Source organism: Pseudomonas sp. GM84 (genome assembly GCF_000282535.1).
Lineage (GTDB): Bacteria > Pseudomonadota > Gammaproteobacteria > Pseudomonadales > Pseudomonadaceae > Aquipseudomonas.
On record NZ_AKJC01000070.1, the window covers coordinates 94,300 to 107,668 of the forward strand.

The 13,369-nt window shown below is 53.8% G+C and carries 9 protein-coding genes; 2 read left to right on the forward strand and 7 right to left on the reverse strand.

Going from position 1 to position 13,369, the window contains the following annotated elements; genetic code table 11:
• Window positions 1–186 precede the first annotated feature (186 nt).
• From PMI38_RS27020 to PMI38_RS04300, 6 genes are all read right to left on the reverse strand, one after another.
• The gene (locus tag PMI38_RS27020) at window positions 187–1,662 is read right to left on the reverse strand and encodes a site-specific integrase (protein ID WP_008091111.1); all 1,476 of its coding nucleotides are present in this window, start codon (window positions 1,660–1,662) and stop codon (window positions 187–189) included.
• Complete coding sequence (locus tag PMI38_RS27025; protein WP_162130458.1) at window positions 1,652–2,212, reverse strand: hypothetical protein; 561 nt, start codon at window positions 2,210–2,212, stop codon at window positions 1,652–1,654. Before PMI38_RS27025 ends, PMI38_RS27020 begins: the two co-directional genes overlap by 11 nt.
• The gene (locus PMI38_RS27030) at window positions 2,190–4,007 is read right to left on the reverse strand and encodes a hypothetical protein (protein WP_157214847.1); all 1,818 of its coding nucleotides are present in this window, start codon (window positions 4,005–4,007) and stop codon (window positions 2,190–2,192) included. Before PMI38_RS27030 ends, PMI38_RS27025 begins: the two co-directional genes overlap by 23 nt.
• 347 nt (window positions 4,008–4,354) lie before the next feature.
• Complete coding sequence (locus tag PMI38_RS27035) at window positions 4,355–6,487, reverse strand: hypothetical protein (RefSeq protein WP_008091114.1); 2,133 nt, start codon at window positions 6,485–6,487, stop codon at window positions 4,355–4,357.
• Between the two features lie 81 nt (window positions 6,488–6,568).
• Window positions 6,569–6,712 carry a hypothetical protein gene (locus tag PMI38_RS27040; protein WP_008091116.1) on the reverse strand — a complete coding sequence of 48 codons (144 nt, stop codon included), beginning with the start codon at window positions 6,710–6,712 and terminating at the stop codon, window positions 6,569–6,571.
• 230 nt (window positions 6,713–6,942) lie between these two features.
• A complete protein-coding gene (locus PMI38_RS04300) occupies window positions 6,943–8,301 on the reverse strand; it encodes a glutamine synthetase family protein (protein ID WP_008091118.1) in 1,359 nt (452 codons plus the stop codon).
• Window positions 8,302–8,451: 150 nt separating this feature from the next.
• On the opposite strand from PMI38_RS04300, the gene PMI38_RS04305 reads away from it, so the two are divergent.
• Window positions 8,452–9,348 (forward strand): helix-turn-helix domain-containing protein, encoded by an 897-nt coding sequence (locus tag PMI38_RS04305; protein ID WP_008091121.1) that lies wholly within the window; start codon window positions 8,452–8,454, stop codon window positions 9,346–9,348.
• Between the two features lie 11 nt (window positions 9,349–9,359).
• On the opposite strand, the gene PMI38_RS04310 is transcribed toward PMI38_RS04305, so the two are convergent.
• Complete coding sequence (locus PMI38_RS04310; protein ID WP_008091122.1) at window positions 9,360–11,171, reverse strand: NAD(P)/FAD-dependent oxidoreductase; 1,812 nt, start codon at window positions 11,169–11,171, stop codon at window positions 9,360–9,362.
• 193 nt (window positions 11,172–11,364) lie between these two features.
• On the opposite strand from PMI38_RS04310, the gene PMI38_RS04315 reads away from it, so the two are divergent.
• The gene (locus PMI38_RS04315) at window positions 11,365–13,272 is read left to right on the forward strand and encodes an AAA family ATPase (RefSeq protein ID WP_008091123.1); all 1,908 of its coding nucleotides are present in this window, start codon (window positions 11,365–11,367) and stop codon (window positions 13,270–13,272) included.
• Window positions 13,273–13,369: the final 97 nt, after the last annotated feature.

Sequence of the window (13,369 nt, forward strand, 5' to 3'; positions counted from 1 at the left end):
TCATCGAAAACCAGACTGAGTAGGTCGTTGGCGCAGATGTCTGATCTGAGCAGAGCTGAAAGGATGAACTGTGACAATGTATACACCATTGCCGCTGCACGTAGAGGGGCATGGGTAAGCAAAAGTACTCAAATGATATGAAACGAATCTGTGCTCGTGCTGGTCGAGCTTGATAAACTTGATAATTCATGTGTCATCTTCCTCGATTGGCTTGCCTCCCAATAGCCTATTGTATAATGAGGTAACTAAAGTATCGATTTTTTCCGCTTCAGCATATGCTTCCGGATCATCCTTGAGTCGAGCAAGGTGCTTGAGTTCGGTCGCGGTGTCTTGTGCTTCAGAGAGCCGGTTTAGCGTATCCATATGCTCTCCCCAATGCTCATTGCTAATCAGCAACCTGTACTCTTCGTGAAAGTACTCATAAAGAGACTTCGTTTGTCGGTGTCCAGTCATCCTTTTTACGATATTACAGATGTCTTCACGAAGCCCATGAGTCCAGTGCGTGCGGAGATCTGGATTTTTCGTGAATCGTTCTAGTAATAATAAGTGCATTGCTCTCGTTATGAATCTATGTCTAAACATCGACAAGCAGCATCTCACGTCAGAAAATCCTGCTGTAATGCATAATCGGCTGAATTCTTTGGTGATGCTGGATTTTTTTATGCTTCTACCATTATCTCCTATCAGTATGGATTTTGGAGCGACCGTTATTAAGCTTCTGTCGAGCAAGAAATCAACGAATGTTTTTCTGCTATCTAAATAACGCTGAAAGTCAAGAGCAGCCATCGTCGATATCTCAAACTTACGGATAGGTGCGGGCACTCCTTGTTTTTTTGTAGGTAGCGAAATTATTCGTGTAGTAGTGACTGCCTGGTTTAAATCAAGTGGGATGTCTATTAGTTCTTCAGGGCGAAGCCCTGTCAGCTTCATGATTTTGATTGTGAAGATTCTTCTCTCGTATAAGAAAGTGTTTCGCATCATAAATAGTACTGGATCTGCCACCTGCTTTGTTTTAGCTCTAGTAGGAAGGTTGTCGATATCGTGCGCTATAAATATAGCATTGAACAGCGCTTGTATCATTTTTTCTGTGATTACGTTTTTGTCATCCTTTGGGGGTTCTGGTGGTTTTAAATACCGATGCCAGACTTCTTTTCGTCCATTGTAAGGGTTGACTCGGCTTTCAATGATGATTTGGCAGTTTTCGGATTCGCCAATTAATGAGGTGGAGGATAGTGAGGAGTAGTTTTTGTCAATCCAAAGGAAGAAGTGCAGTGCTCTTTGTTGTACGGCGCGCACATGGTTTCCGCCGATATACTCCGCGCTGTGTTTGCTGTTCGACTTCTTTAATGTTTCCAGGTGATTGCTAAACGCATAAAAATCGTCATCTGTGAAATCGAAAAATTCAACTTTATAGGCATGACAATACCTAATTAGATGCGTGATCTGGCTGGCATATACCTTTGTGGTTTCTGTTGCTAGGGTTCCGAGAGCTTTTTCCATTAGCCAATGATTAACTAGATGGCATGGTCGGCCATCAGGCCAACGGATTAGTACTAGATTTTTTATGGTGCGAGAGGATCTGCTATAGTCTTTCTTTCCTTTAAATGAGACTGCTGAGGGTAGGGTGGCCTCATCGTACTCGCTGTAGAGTTCAATTTTCATTTTGATCTCCGGATTGTACGATTCGAAGTTTTTTGTTGGGCGAAGAGAATTTATCTGAGTGGGATATTATTTCCTTGAATTTAGCGGCGCTAATCTTAATTTGATGATTTATAAGGCTGCGAGCGCTTTCAGGTATGTCTTGCTTGGCTAGTTGGATGAGAAAATTATAAAGTTCCAAGTAAGCCATTGAGCAAATGTGCGAGTCTAGCAAGGTTCTGTCTAGTATCTCGTCTGAAGGGGGTAGTTGTTTTTTAATTTCTGGGGTTTGAGCTGGCAATGAATTGCGCTTGGCCTGTTCAAATAACTTCCTGAGGTATTCCCATCCATCATTCCCAGCGACAAAATTGCTGTTTGATGGTAGGTTTGAAGCAGCTTCTTTCAGCGTATTATATGAGATCGGCGAAAACTGGTGTTCAATCGAAAGCTTGCAGAATTCTTTTATGCTGCTGAGGAAGGGAAGCTCGGCTTTTGATGCTTTGATCGTGTTTGAGATCAGGCAGTTAAGCCAGTGGATCCTATGCTGTACGTTATTCTTCGTAGAATTTCGCATCTTTGATTTCGCCATATTTGATCGCGAAGTCCATTGTCTCGATTGTACCATCAAACGTGTCGAGACGGACGGAATAAGTTATAACGGTGTACCTACCATCCCGGCGCATTTCTGATAGTACCCTAACAGCTTGATCAAGTGGAACAGACGAGATGCTTGTTACTCCTAGGCTCTTGCACGCGGCATGATAGAGAGCGACCAAACCTTGGTTTTCGCTACCTTCGAGGTTTCCGCACTCAAGATCAATAATCTTGTCGTCAATGCACTCAGATTCGTACCGCACATAGTCGTCATCATAAACGTCTGGTGCAGTGTAGCTTTCAAGATAGCTCGGATCTGCGTGACCGGCCTGGTGGCGGAGTAGTTGATTAAGGGGATCTCCTCCATGTCTGTGAGAAATCAAAATGAAAAATTTGCGCATTTCATGAATGCGGATATACCATCGCCGCCCTTCTTTATCTAAAGGGATTTCAATCATGTTGCAAAATTCGTCAAGGCAATCTGCTATGCGGTGTCGAATACCTTGATTAGGTTTGGTGAAACCTCTGAGCGGAAAATAGAATAGCTCATCACTATGTGGTGAAGTATCGTTAAAAATTTTCTTCGTTTGAGTGCCCAGAACTTGGAGTAGTTGTATTGCACGTGCAGCAATACTAGGGATTGCACGAGTAATTTCGCGATTGATCCCGAAAACACCATTTTTTAGCTGTTCATGGGTCAATTCACTACCCGCAGATGAAAGCCCGAGACAATTCCTAGGTAGCTTTGTTATCTCGCGGTCTCTCATAGGCTTGAGAATTGCTATTACAACAATACAGGCCCCAATAAATGCCTGCAGTGTGCGTATCATGTCAGTGCCCTGTGGGGTGGAAATATATTTGCTCTGGTGTGAGAGTCTGGTGATGTTAAGGGCAGAAGTAAGCGGGCAACGTTGTGCCAGGCCTGTATCGTAGTACTCCCAAGAGTCAATTGTGTTCTTGAATATGGTGTCTCTACGGGAGGTGGCGCTGCTGGGGATTTCTAAGAAAGCCTGGGTGTAAAAATTGGTTGCTTCGACGATGGCAGGGCCAAATTCTATCACCCAACGACACGCTTGATTGAGAGCGTGCATGCCGATGGTCAGCGGGATAAGAGGAGTGTGCTTTCCTCGAGCGAAGGAAGGAGCAAACTCCTTTTTGATCTTATTGCGATCTAAATATATTTCTGGGATGGTCTCTGGCAGATAGCTATGAGCTTTAAATAGCTCTGATATGGCGCAGACTGTTTCAGTGAATGTTCTCTCGCTGGGCCTTTTATCGCTTTCAGAAATATTGCTTGAAAACTTTTTTGCCCTGTGAGATGGGATGCCGTTATGTACTGATGGAGTCAAGTGCAAGCCGGCGAGAGAAGGCTCAAATTGACGCAGGAAGGCTGTAAGATGTGGGTTGCCTGCAGTGCCTGGTAAGCCTATTTCTCTGTTTAGATATGTTCTCGAAATACATGTCGGCTTGTAGCCATATAATGAGTAAAGATTGTTATCTGATAGCCAGTGGCACACATCGTCAACGAATGCGTGAGGTAAGTCGTCACGACTTGCAAGTAGAGTTTCCAGCGGTATATTGCAGCCTACTTTGTCATAAAAGTGGGCGATAATGCGTTCCTTGCATTGCAGTACTTCAGTCCATCCTCCTTGCGAAAAATCTTTAAAGAAAACTTGAATGTCGTCTTCAGTTACTAGTTTAAATCCATAAAGCTCTGGTTGAAAGCGCTCTCGCTCCAGAGTAACCCAGCTTGCAAGATTGATATCGGAAAGCAAGATTGCGTTCCATCTCTTATGTGTCATGTGCGAATTTGTTATGTCGCCGTTTCGCAGGAGTATGGCAAATTTCTGGATCGAGGTTAGTAGTATTTCATTGTGTTTGTCCAGTAAGTTGGAGCTGTCAGCCAACGAACGATCGAAACTATGGGTATAAGACTCTGAGCTTCCTGGAAGTGAAGTGACCCATGTCTCACTGCCGATACTGCCTTCCAAAAGCCATGGAGAGTAGTAGATGTCTTGAGTTCCGAGTCGACGATCTCTCAGAACTTTAGCTTGCTGCTGCAGTATCTCCAGCGCTTCCTCTGGATGATAAGACTTTCTCGACCCTCGGCGACTGGCCACGACTAGCAACCTTCGCGCTGTTCAATTTTTGGAAGTCTTTTACGAAAAATCAGACTTAGCTCCTTGGCGTTTTCTGTTGCCAAAAGATGCATGCGTTGAAATTGCATGAGTGAGTCTCCTGAGATCTTGGACAGGATTGCGTATTCAGCCTCGCTCAACTCTGAATCTGCCAGGTAATTACATTGCCGAATAAGATTCGCAATGGAGCGAATCTGAGGGTCAGATATAGTTTCCCGATCTTGATATGCTACCCCAGAGCTTTCGGATTTATTCTCACTTACTACGTCTGAGTATGCGTAGAGCACGGTCAGTGCTTGGCTGTTCATGGGGATAATAAGCTCGGAGTTAATAAAGGGCTCTGTCATTTTGGGGTTGTCGGAGTACTTGCCTAGCCGATCACGTATCATTTCACTGAACGCATCGCCGTGTTTTAATTCGCGGAGAGTTTTGTCAATAAATTTTCTGAGCGACGCAGCGTCTAGAAAGTCACTGGCCTCCAACTGCCATGGGCTTCCTTCGGTTGCTACAACTATGAATTTTTGTTGAAGGCTGCGGAGAATTCTATTCCCCCAGTAGATAATTAACCAAATCGGTATGTAATCTTTCTTGACGGTTTGAATCGTGTTATTTAACAGGTCTGCAACTCTTTTGAGACTACCGTGCGTCAAGAAGCAAATTATTGCTTGCGTGGTTCTAAGGGAGCTCAGGTTAAAGCTCCCTTTGTCAATTTTTTCAGACTTAAGCTTGTCTTTGAAGAGGTTGTACAAAGTTATGCCGCTTCCAGCTCCGATGGCGGTGGAAAGGCGAGATATAGAGCCGAGCTTTTTTCGAGATGACAATAAAAAAAGCTTTCTCCAGTTAGCCTTGTTATAGTGTTTTTGGCGCGCCCTGATTTCGGAGGTGCTCCTTATAATATCCGTTATTACTTTAGCACTCACCGAGGAAAGCAGTGATATTTTACGCTTTCGTGCTCTTGGCTTACTGACACTAAATACAAGTCGACGGTGTAGCGTCCGAGCTTTTACATAAAATTTACCATTTTGGCTATAAAGGTCAGCATTCGTGATCGAATCCGCTGTGAATGAAGGGTTCTCAATGGTTAATATGCAACAGGCAACTCCGCAGTCACGCTTTGACAGCAAGCCCAGTAGCCGCGAGATCATTTCAGTTGGCTGCTTGTTTCGTGCTTTAAATGGCGGGGCATCTACGCCGCAAACATCAACAAGCTTTTCAAAAATGCGGTCGGTAATTCCTGGGATCTCAAATAGTTTAGTGAAGAATGGAAGCCCGCTTATTGAATTGAAGTTTAAGAGGTCAAGCTTATATGTTACAAAAGCATAGTAATGGGTGGCGCGTAGAAACCAGCTGATCCCGTCAGGTGAGTCAGGGTGGGCAAGGTGCATGTCCTTATAAAAAAAATCTCCGCTGCTGATTCGCTGAGTCAATTCTTCTACAGGAACTCTCTGCATTAAATCCTGGCCGGTTTGATGGCAGCGGCACATCGAATCCCAATAGTCGTTCAAAAGTTCGAAAATAGTAAGAGTTCCTGACTCAAGTCTATTTTTCAGCTTTTCGATAAATTCCTCATCGTCAAGCTCTAAACCTTCTGCAATCAGTGATTTTTTGGGCAGCAGATCACTTAAAGTCATTGGCGTTTCTAGGATTTTTCTCTCAAATCCGATCGGCGCTAAAGCATCTTCTGAGCATCCGCCTCTAACAGTGCCAGAGGGGATTGAGGTGTCGGAGGGTATAGCCCCAGCTCTCACCAACTCTTTATAAATTTTTTCGGAAGCAGCCCACTCTTGGAGCCTCGTTCTTTGCTGAGTTGACTTGTCGTTTAGTGTTTCGCAGTAATGAATAAAGAGGACTTCGTTCCAGTTTATGTTTTCTGACAAAAACACTTCGTGCAACGAGAGAGAGTCAAGGATGGCATTCATCCCTATTACTAACTTAGGAATGGAATTGCTATTTAGCCGTGAGCCAAGCTTCTCTACAGCCGCGATAATCGATCGAACAAATGGTTGCGGGGTTCCTTGGGGGATACGGCCTGCCGCGTAACGCCATCCGCAGATCGTGTCTCGGTCAGGGGACTCGAAGTGAACTACCGAAGGGCTTATAAAACGATGTTTTAGCATGGCATTGATCACTCATGCTTGCGACCAACACAGAATAGTAGACAATGTCAAGGTGTCAAATTGTTGAGTCAGAAATGGCTCTTATGCATTGAAAATAAAGGAATTCCTTTGACTAGAAATTTGGGTGTCTAGAAAACCACATACGCTGACGGTGGGCGTGGCCTGCGCGGCGGCGCCGAACAGCAGGGTGAATGCTGCGGGTATCAGGGATTGCAGATGACGCATGTCGACACCTCGTTGGTCTTGTTATTTGAATTCGGTGTTTTGGGGCTGCGTTGCAGCCCAATCGCCGGCAAGCCGGCTCCCACAGGTAAAGCGTTTAGCTGATTGATTTAGAAAGGGCTTGTGGGAGCGGGCTTGTCCCGCGAACCAGGGCGACGCCCTGGCCATACTCCTCTGTAGTCTGGGCCGGCCCATTCGCGGGACAAGCCCGCTCCCACAGCGCCCCCCATGGATCACACGCTGAGCAGCAGGAACTCACGCTCCCAGGAACTGATCACGCGCTTGAAGTTTTCATGCTCGGCACGCTTGACCGCCACATAGCCCTGGACGAACTGCTTGCCCAGATACCGCTGCACGGTCTCGCAGTCCTCCATGTGCTGCAGGGCATCCTCGATGGTGATCGGCAGCCGCAGGTTGCGTCGCTCATAGGCGCGCCCTTGCACCGGTGCGCTCGGCTCCAGCTTCTCGACCATGCCCAGGTAGCCGCACAACAGGCTCGCGGCGATCGCCAGGTACGGGTTGGCGTCGGCGCCCGGAAGGCGGTTCTCCACCCGCATCGCGTCGGGGCTGGAGGTGGGCACACGCAGCCCGGCGGTGCGGTTCTCTTCGCCCCATTCGACGTTGACCGGCGCCGAGGTGTCCGGCAGGAAGCGGCGGAACGAGTTGACGTTCGGCGCGAACATCGGCAGCAGCTTGGGGATGTACTTCTGCAGGCCGCCAATGTGGTGCAGGAACAACTCGCTCATGCTGCCATCGTCATTGGCGAACACCGGCTTGCCAGTGGCGATGTCGACCACGCTCTGGTGCAGGTGCATGGCACTGCCGGGCTCGTCGGTGATCGGCTTGGCCATGAAGGTGGCGGCCACGTTGTGCTTGAGCGCGGCCTCGCGCATGGTGCGCTTGAACACCGTGATCTGGTCGGCCAGGTCCAGCGCGTCGCCGTGGCGGAAGTTGATCTCCATCTGCGCCGGGCCGTCTTCGTGGATCAGCGTGTCCAGGTCCAGGCCTTGCAGTTCGCACCAGTCGTAGACGTCCTCGAACAGCGGGTCGAATTCGTTGGCCGCATCGATGGAGAACGACTGGCGCCCGCTTTCGGCGCGGCCCGAGCGGCCCAGCGGTACTTGCAGGGGCAGGTCCGGGTCTTCGCAACGCTGGGTCAGGTAGAACTCCATCTCGGGCGCGACTATCGGCTGCCAGCCCTTGTCGGCATACAGCTTGAGGACTTTCTTCAACACGTTGCGCGGCGACAGTTCGATGGGGTTGCCGTGCTTGTCGAAGGTGTCGTGGATCACGATGGCAGTCGGCTCGATCGCCCACGGAATCTGGTACACCGCCGTCGGGTCGGGGCGGCAGACCATGTCGATGTCGGCGGCGTCGAGCAGGCTGTAGTAGATGTCATCGTCGACATAGTCGCCGGTAACGGTTTGCAGCAGCACGCTTTCGGGCAGGCGCATTCCGCGCTCGTGGAGGAATTTGGCGGTCGGCGCGATCTTGCCGCGGGCGATGCCGGTCAGGTCGCTGATCACGCATTCGACTTCGGTGATGCGGTGCTCTTTCAGCCAGGTGGACAGCTGATCGAAGGGGGCGTTCATACAGACCTCTTGGTTGGGTTTTTATGGCACTTGCGTGTAGGAACCTTCCCACACGGCGTGCTGGCGACTATCTTGGTCGCAGCCCCCACAGGCGATCTATCCACTTTATTCGGCAATGAATGCACCAAAAGAGTGCAACTAGGACCAAGCGTGAATACGCCCAATGCCTTGCAAGTCCAGGCTTTTCACACCACCGATGTCACCGAGCTGGTGCGGGCTACGCCTGGTTGGCAGCAACAGTACCGGCAGATGTCGCCGGGCCACTTCAGCGGCCAGTTGCGCTGCCTGGGGCTCGATGGCGTGGAGGTGTACGAAGAGCGCCTGAACACCCGCGTCGAGCAGTTCTTCCGCGCCCCGAGCGGCGCCCTGGCGTTCTGCTTCGACCGCAGCGAGAACAGCCTTTACCTGCTCAACGAGCAGAGCCGCAATATCTGGATCACGCCGGAGAACTACCAGGAAGTGGCGGTGGTGTTCGATCAGGCCTTCCTGGCCCGCCACGGGCTTGACCCGCAGCGCCTCGAAGGGTTGTTCATGGTGCCGTTGGGCAGCGGTCAGAACGCGCTGTTCGGCAGTTGGCTCAGTGCCACCCTGACGCGCCTGGGGGATGCGGATTGCCCGCTGGAGGGCCAGGCGCTGGCCGAGCAACTGCTGGAAGACTGCCTGTTCATTCTCGACAACGCGTGCCAGCGGCTACAGGGCGGAGCCCTGGGACGGCGCGGGGTGGAGCGGGGGATCATGCAGCGGGTCAGCGAATGGGCAGCGGACTGCCCGGAGGAAACCCTCAACCTGGTGGAACTGGCGGCGGTTGCCGGCGTTTCCCTGCGCCAGCTACAGGAAGCTTTCAAGGCCTTTACCGGCATGCCACCGGCGCAATGGTTGCGATTGCGCCGGCTGAACGGTGCGCGGCGCGACCTGCTACGAGGCGGCGAGATGACCGTGGCGGAAGTCGCCATGCGCTGGTCGTTCTGGCATTTGGGCAGGTTTTCAGAGAGTTACAGGCAATTGTTCAAGGAGTTTCCGAGCGAGACACTCAGGCGCAGCCGGTGAGTAAAGCGGCATCATCGCAGCTCGTTGATGGCTCGCCAGGCCTGGTCGATTGCCGCATGCGCATAGGGTTCCCACGCCGAGTCCGAGCCTGCGATGGCCACATTGCCTAGCTTTCGTCGCGCCAGCGTCAGGGTCGCCTGACTTTCCTCGGCATTGTCGAACAGGCTGTTGAACGTGTAGGCATAGCCATGGGCCCATCGGTTGATGGTGATGTCGATGATGTCCGACTCATGATCGAAACCTCCGGGCGCCAGCATGCACTGCAACTGGCTGCGTATCTGCTGCTCCATCATGGCTAGCCGCATGCCCTGCAACTTCATCCGGCCTGCCTTCGCCTGCGCCCGGCCATCGAGCCCGCTGCCTGGGCTGCAGGGCACGTGAACCATGTGCAGGACCATCGGTTGTTGCGGGTCGCGCGCATGCTCATGGGCGCCGAGGTCTACGGGATAGGCGAGTTTCACACGGCTGTAGGGCAGGCTGGGGGCGTAGATCTCGTGTACGCCAAGGTTCACGAAACTTTGCCAGTTACGAACGAGGACCTTGGCGTAGACCAAAGGAAAGCGCACGTTGCTGAGCAGGGCGGCTGACTGGGCACGCCCCAGACCTCGCAGGATCCGAGGGATGATCACGTTGTCGCAGGCCAGTACACAGCGTTTGGCGTTCACGCAATGCAGCTTGCCATTGCGGCTGTAACCGACGTCTACCCCCTCGTCGCGATTGGTCACGCTCACCACGGTGCTGCTCAAGCGCAGCCTGACCGCTTGCTCGGTGGGGCTGTCGAGTTGTGAGTAGTCGAACCGGGCACCTACGATGTCGTCCATCCCGCCGCCCTGGGCAATGCCTGGGATCATGTCGCGCACGAGCAAACGCGCCAGCGACGCGACACCGTCCGGGAAGTGATAGATGTAGGGCTCCTCCATTTCCGCCTTCGCCTCATCGCTCGGGGCTGGCAGTGCCATGCCCGCAAAGCCGGGAAAACCGAATTCGTAAGCGCTATAGGCCGAAATTGCATCGATGCTCAATGCCATGAAATCGTTGCTGCGTGCCAGGAAATAGCGGCTGGCGAGTTCGCTCACGCCGACTAGGTCGCGCAGGAAGGCCAGGTAGCTGATCTTTTCCAGGTGAGCCTGTTTTTCTTCGGGGCTTTTGCCGGCCAGATAGTCCTCAGGTTCCCGGTGAAGCCTGAGCAGCGCGCTTCGGTCTTCCTCCGGGAGCGGAAAGTCGGCAATGAACGCTTGCCAATCACGGGCATTCAACTGATCCGGGGCAAGATCGTCGGCCACCAGGGTCGAGGGGTCTCCTGCCACCAGCCTGTTTTCACCAAACGTCGCCTGGTCGAAGAAGACGCCCCGTGACAATCCCATTGCAGGGTAGAGCGCTCGGTTGAATGCGCTGTGGAAGCGATCAAGAACGACGCCCAGCTTCTTCAGCATGCCATTGGCTACGTCGCTGAACAGATGCGTGGGGGACTGGAAGGACTCGGTACCGCCATACGTGATCAGTGTCCGGCCATCATGCTCGAACTCATTGCGTTTGGCATGACCGCCAAAGTCATCATGCAGATCCAGGATCAAGATCTGCGCGTCGGGTTGTGCCTGGAGGTGGAACCAGGCTGCCGACAGCCCGCTGATACCGGCACCGACGACAATCAGGTCGTAGCGCTCTTCAATGCGCAGGTTGTCGGTAAAGAACTCTTTTTTGCCACGGCCCATGGGGTGGGCGACGCTGAAGGTGCCCTCATGGTTGCCGCGCATGCCGGTTTTTGTGGGTGGGTATTCTGCTATTTGCCCCATGTGCTCGGCTGTCTTTCTTGAGTCGCTCATACAGGCCTCGTTGCTGATGGTTGGAGAGGCCAAGCTATCGCCCGGGTGGAGTTACTGATGTAGGGCAGGGGAGATGAGGCGGGGAGAACCGTTCGAGGTTGCTGTAAGCCGCCCAATGTCCTGCCAGGCACCTGGACTGTCGACCCAAGGCGAAAGTTGCTATGGTGCGCGGCAGTTATCACCCGAGGTTTCGATGTTCTACCTGCCTTTGCCCAGCGACCAGGCCGACCGCCTCGCCAGCGAGCCCACCGATTTCTTCCACACCGCCAGCCTGTTCGAGGCTGCCGCCGTGCTGTTCGTGCAGAACCTGCCGCGCCAGCCTGCCAGTGTGTCGGCCGATGCGCAGGAGCGGCGATTCGCCGAAATCGTGCGCATTGCCAACGAAGTCGAAGCGGCCGCGCCGGGCCGTTTCCAGGGCCAGGTGGCGCAGCATTTCGACCGCGAAGCCTTCGCCATGGGGCTTGGCATGCTGGGCGAGAATGGCGTCGGCCTGGTTTCGCCAGAGGTCGAATACCCGGTCGACGAGTTTCAGGACGACGAGGGCCAGTGGAGCTTCCAGTTCGCCGACAGCTACCGCCAGCGCGTGACGCCGCTGCACCCGGTCTACCTGCCGTCGCTGGCCAGCGACCTGCTGCTCAGTGACCAGCAGAACCGCCTGCTGCGCGAGTTCCTTTCCGGCGTTGACGAGTCGGTGGCGGTGCAGGGCTTCGCCGGCACCGGCAAGACCTTCCTGATCGAGCAGTTCGCACGCCTGCTCGATCCGCAGCGTACCTTGCTGCTGGCCCTCACCGAAGGCCAGCTGCGGGCATTGCAGGCACGGGTCAAGGACGCCGCCGCCTACACGGCGATGACCTTCGGCCAGCTGGCCGACGAGATCCTCAACCGTGACCTCACCAGCAACGGCTGGCGCCTGCGCGACCCGTACCGTACCAAGCTGTCATGGCGCCCGCAGGAGGCGCAGGTGGTGAGATGGCTGGCCATTCCCGACATCGGGCCGCTGGCCGCGCGTGACGTGGTGGCCTTGTGCATCAAGGCCGTGCGCAGTTTCTGCCGCAGCGGCGACAGCCAGCTGCAGTTGCATCACCTGCCCTGGGCCGGCCCGGGGACCTCGCCGCTGGATCAGGAAGTGCTGCTGGAAAAAGCCCGGCTGTACTGGCAAGAGTTGATTCGCCCCTCGACCCGCGAGATCCAGCTGCCGGTACGCGATTACCACCGGGTCAAGCTGTTGTCGCTGACCGCCGAGGTGATCGACAGCCGCTACACCCACGTCATCGTCGACGAAGCCCACGAGCTGTCCGCACCGATGCTCGCCGTGCTCGACCGCAGCCCGCAGTCAGTCATCGCCCTGGGCGATGAGCTGCAGAACCTCAATGGCCTGAGCCCGCACCACGGCAGCTTCATCCGCCAGCGCTACATCGACCACTCGTTGCGCGCAGGGCCGGCCATGGACAACGTGCTCAACCCGCTGATCCAGGCTCACCCGGCCGCCATCCAGGCCGCGTTCAGCGGCAGTGCCGAGCATTACACGCGGGTCAGCTTCTTCGACGCGGTGACGGTGCCCGAGCAGCCGACGGCGCTGATCGTCGACGACGAATGGGGGCTGTTCGGCTGGTTCCAGCGCCTGACTCACCAGGGTGTGCCGTTCGTGCTGCTGAAAAGCGCGCGCAAGGACTTCGAGCTGTTCGTCGAGGACTGCATCGAGCTGTACCGCTACGGCACCCGGGCGCGCCACCCGATGTTGTTCCGCTATCCCAGCTGGCAGGCGCTGGAGCAGGACAAGGGCGACGACAAGGCCTTTGCTGCCGTGGCCGGCATGCTGCGCAAGGGCTATACCCCTGAGCACTTTGCCAAGGCCAAGAGCCGTTATCGCTGGGACAAGGCGCCGAAGCTGTTCCTAGGGCGGGTTCGGGATGTGAAGAACATGGAGTTCGCGCGGGTGATGGTGTCGCCGGAATTGATGGTTGCGCCGACTACGGCGGGCAACCGCAATGAACGGGCGCGGATGTTGGCGGGGTTGTATACCGCGTGTTCGCGGGCGCGGCATGAACTGATCGTGCCGGGCGGGATGCTGGACTGGGTCAAGGATCAGGTCAGGGATTGAGATCGTTGGGGCTGCTTCGCAGCCCATTCGCGGGACAAGCCCGCTCCCACAGGTCCCCTGCTGAACTGAATACAGCGCAGGGTCTGTGGGAGCGGGC

Bases quoted from the DNA above. Each gene is read 5' to 3' on its own strand.
- PMI38_RS04300 (WP_008091118.1), bottom strand. From the start codon at position 8,301: ATGAACGCCCCCTTCGATCAGCTGTCCACCTGGCTGAAAGAGCACCGC.
- PMI38_RS27035 (WP_008091114.1), bottom strand. From the start codon at position 6,487: ATGCTAAAACATCGTTTTATAAGCCCTTCGGTAGTTCACTTCGAGTCC.
- PMI38_RS04315 (WP_008091123.1), top strand. From the start codon at position 11,365: ATGTTCTACCTGCCTTTGCCCAGCGACCAGGCCGACCGCCTCGCCAGC.
- PMI38_RS27025 (WP_162130458.1), bottom strand. From the start codon at position 2,212: ATGCGAAATTCTACGAAGAATAACGTACAGCATAGGATCCACTGGCTT.
- PMI38_RS27020 (WP_008091111.1), bottom strand. From the start codon at position 1,662: ATGAAAATTGAACTCTACAGCGAGTACGATGAGGCCACCCTACCCTCA.
- PMI38_RS04310 (WP_008091122.1), bottom strand. From the start codon at position 11,171: ATGAGCGACTCAAGAAAGACAGCCGAGCACATGGGGCAAATAGCAGAA.
- PMI38_RS27040 (WP_008091116.1), bottom strand. From the start codon at position 6,712: ATGCGTCATCTGCAATCCCTGATACCCGCAGCATTCACCCTGCTGTTC.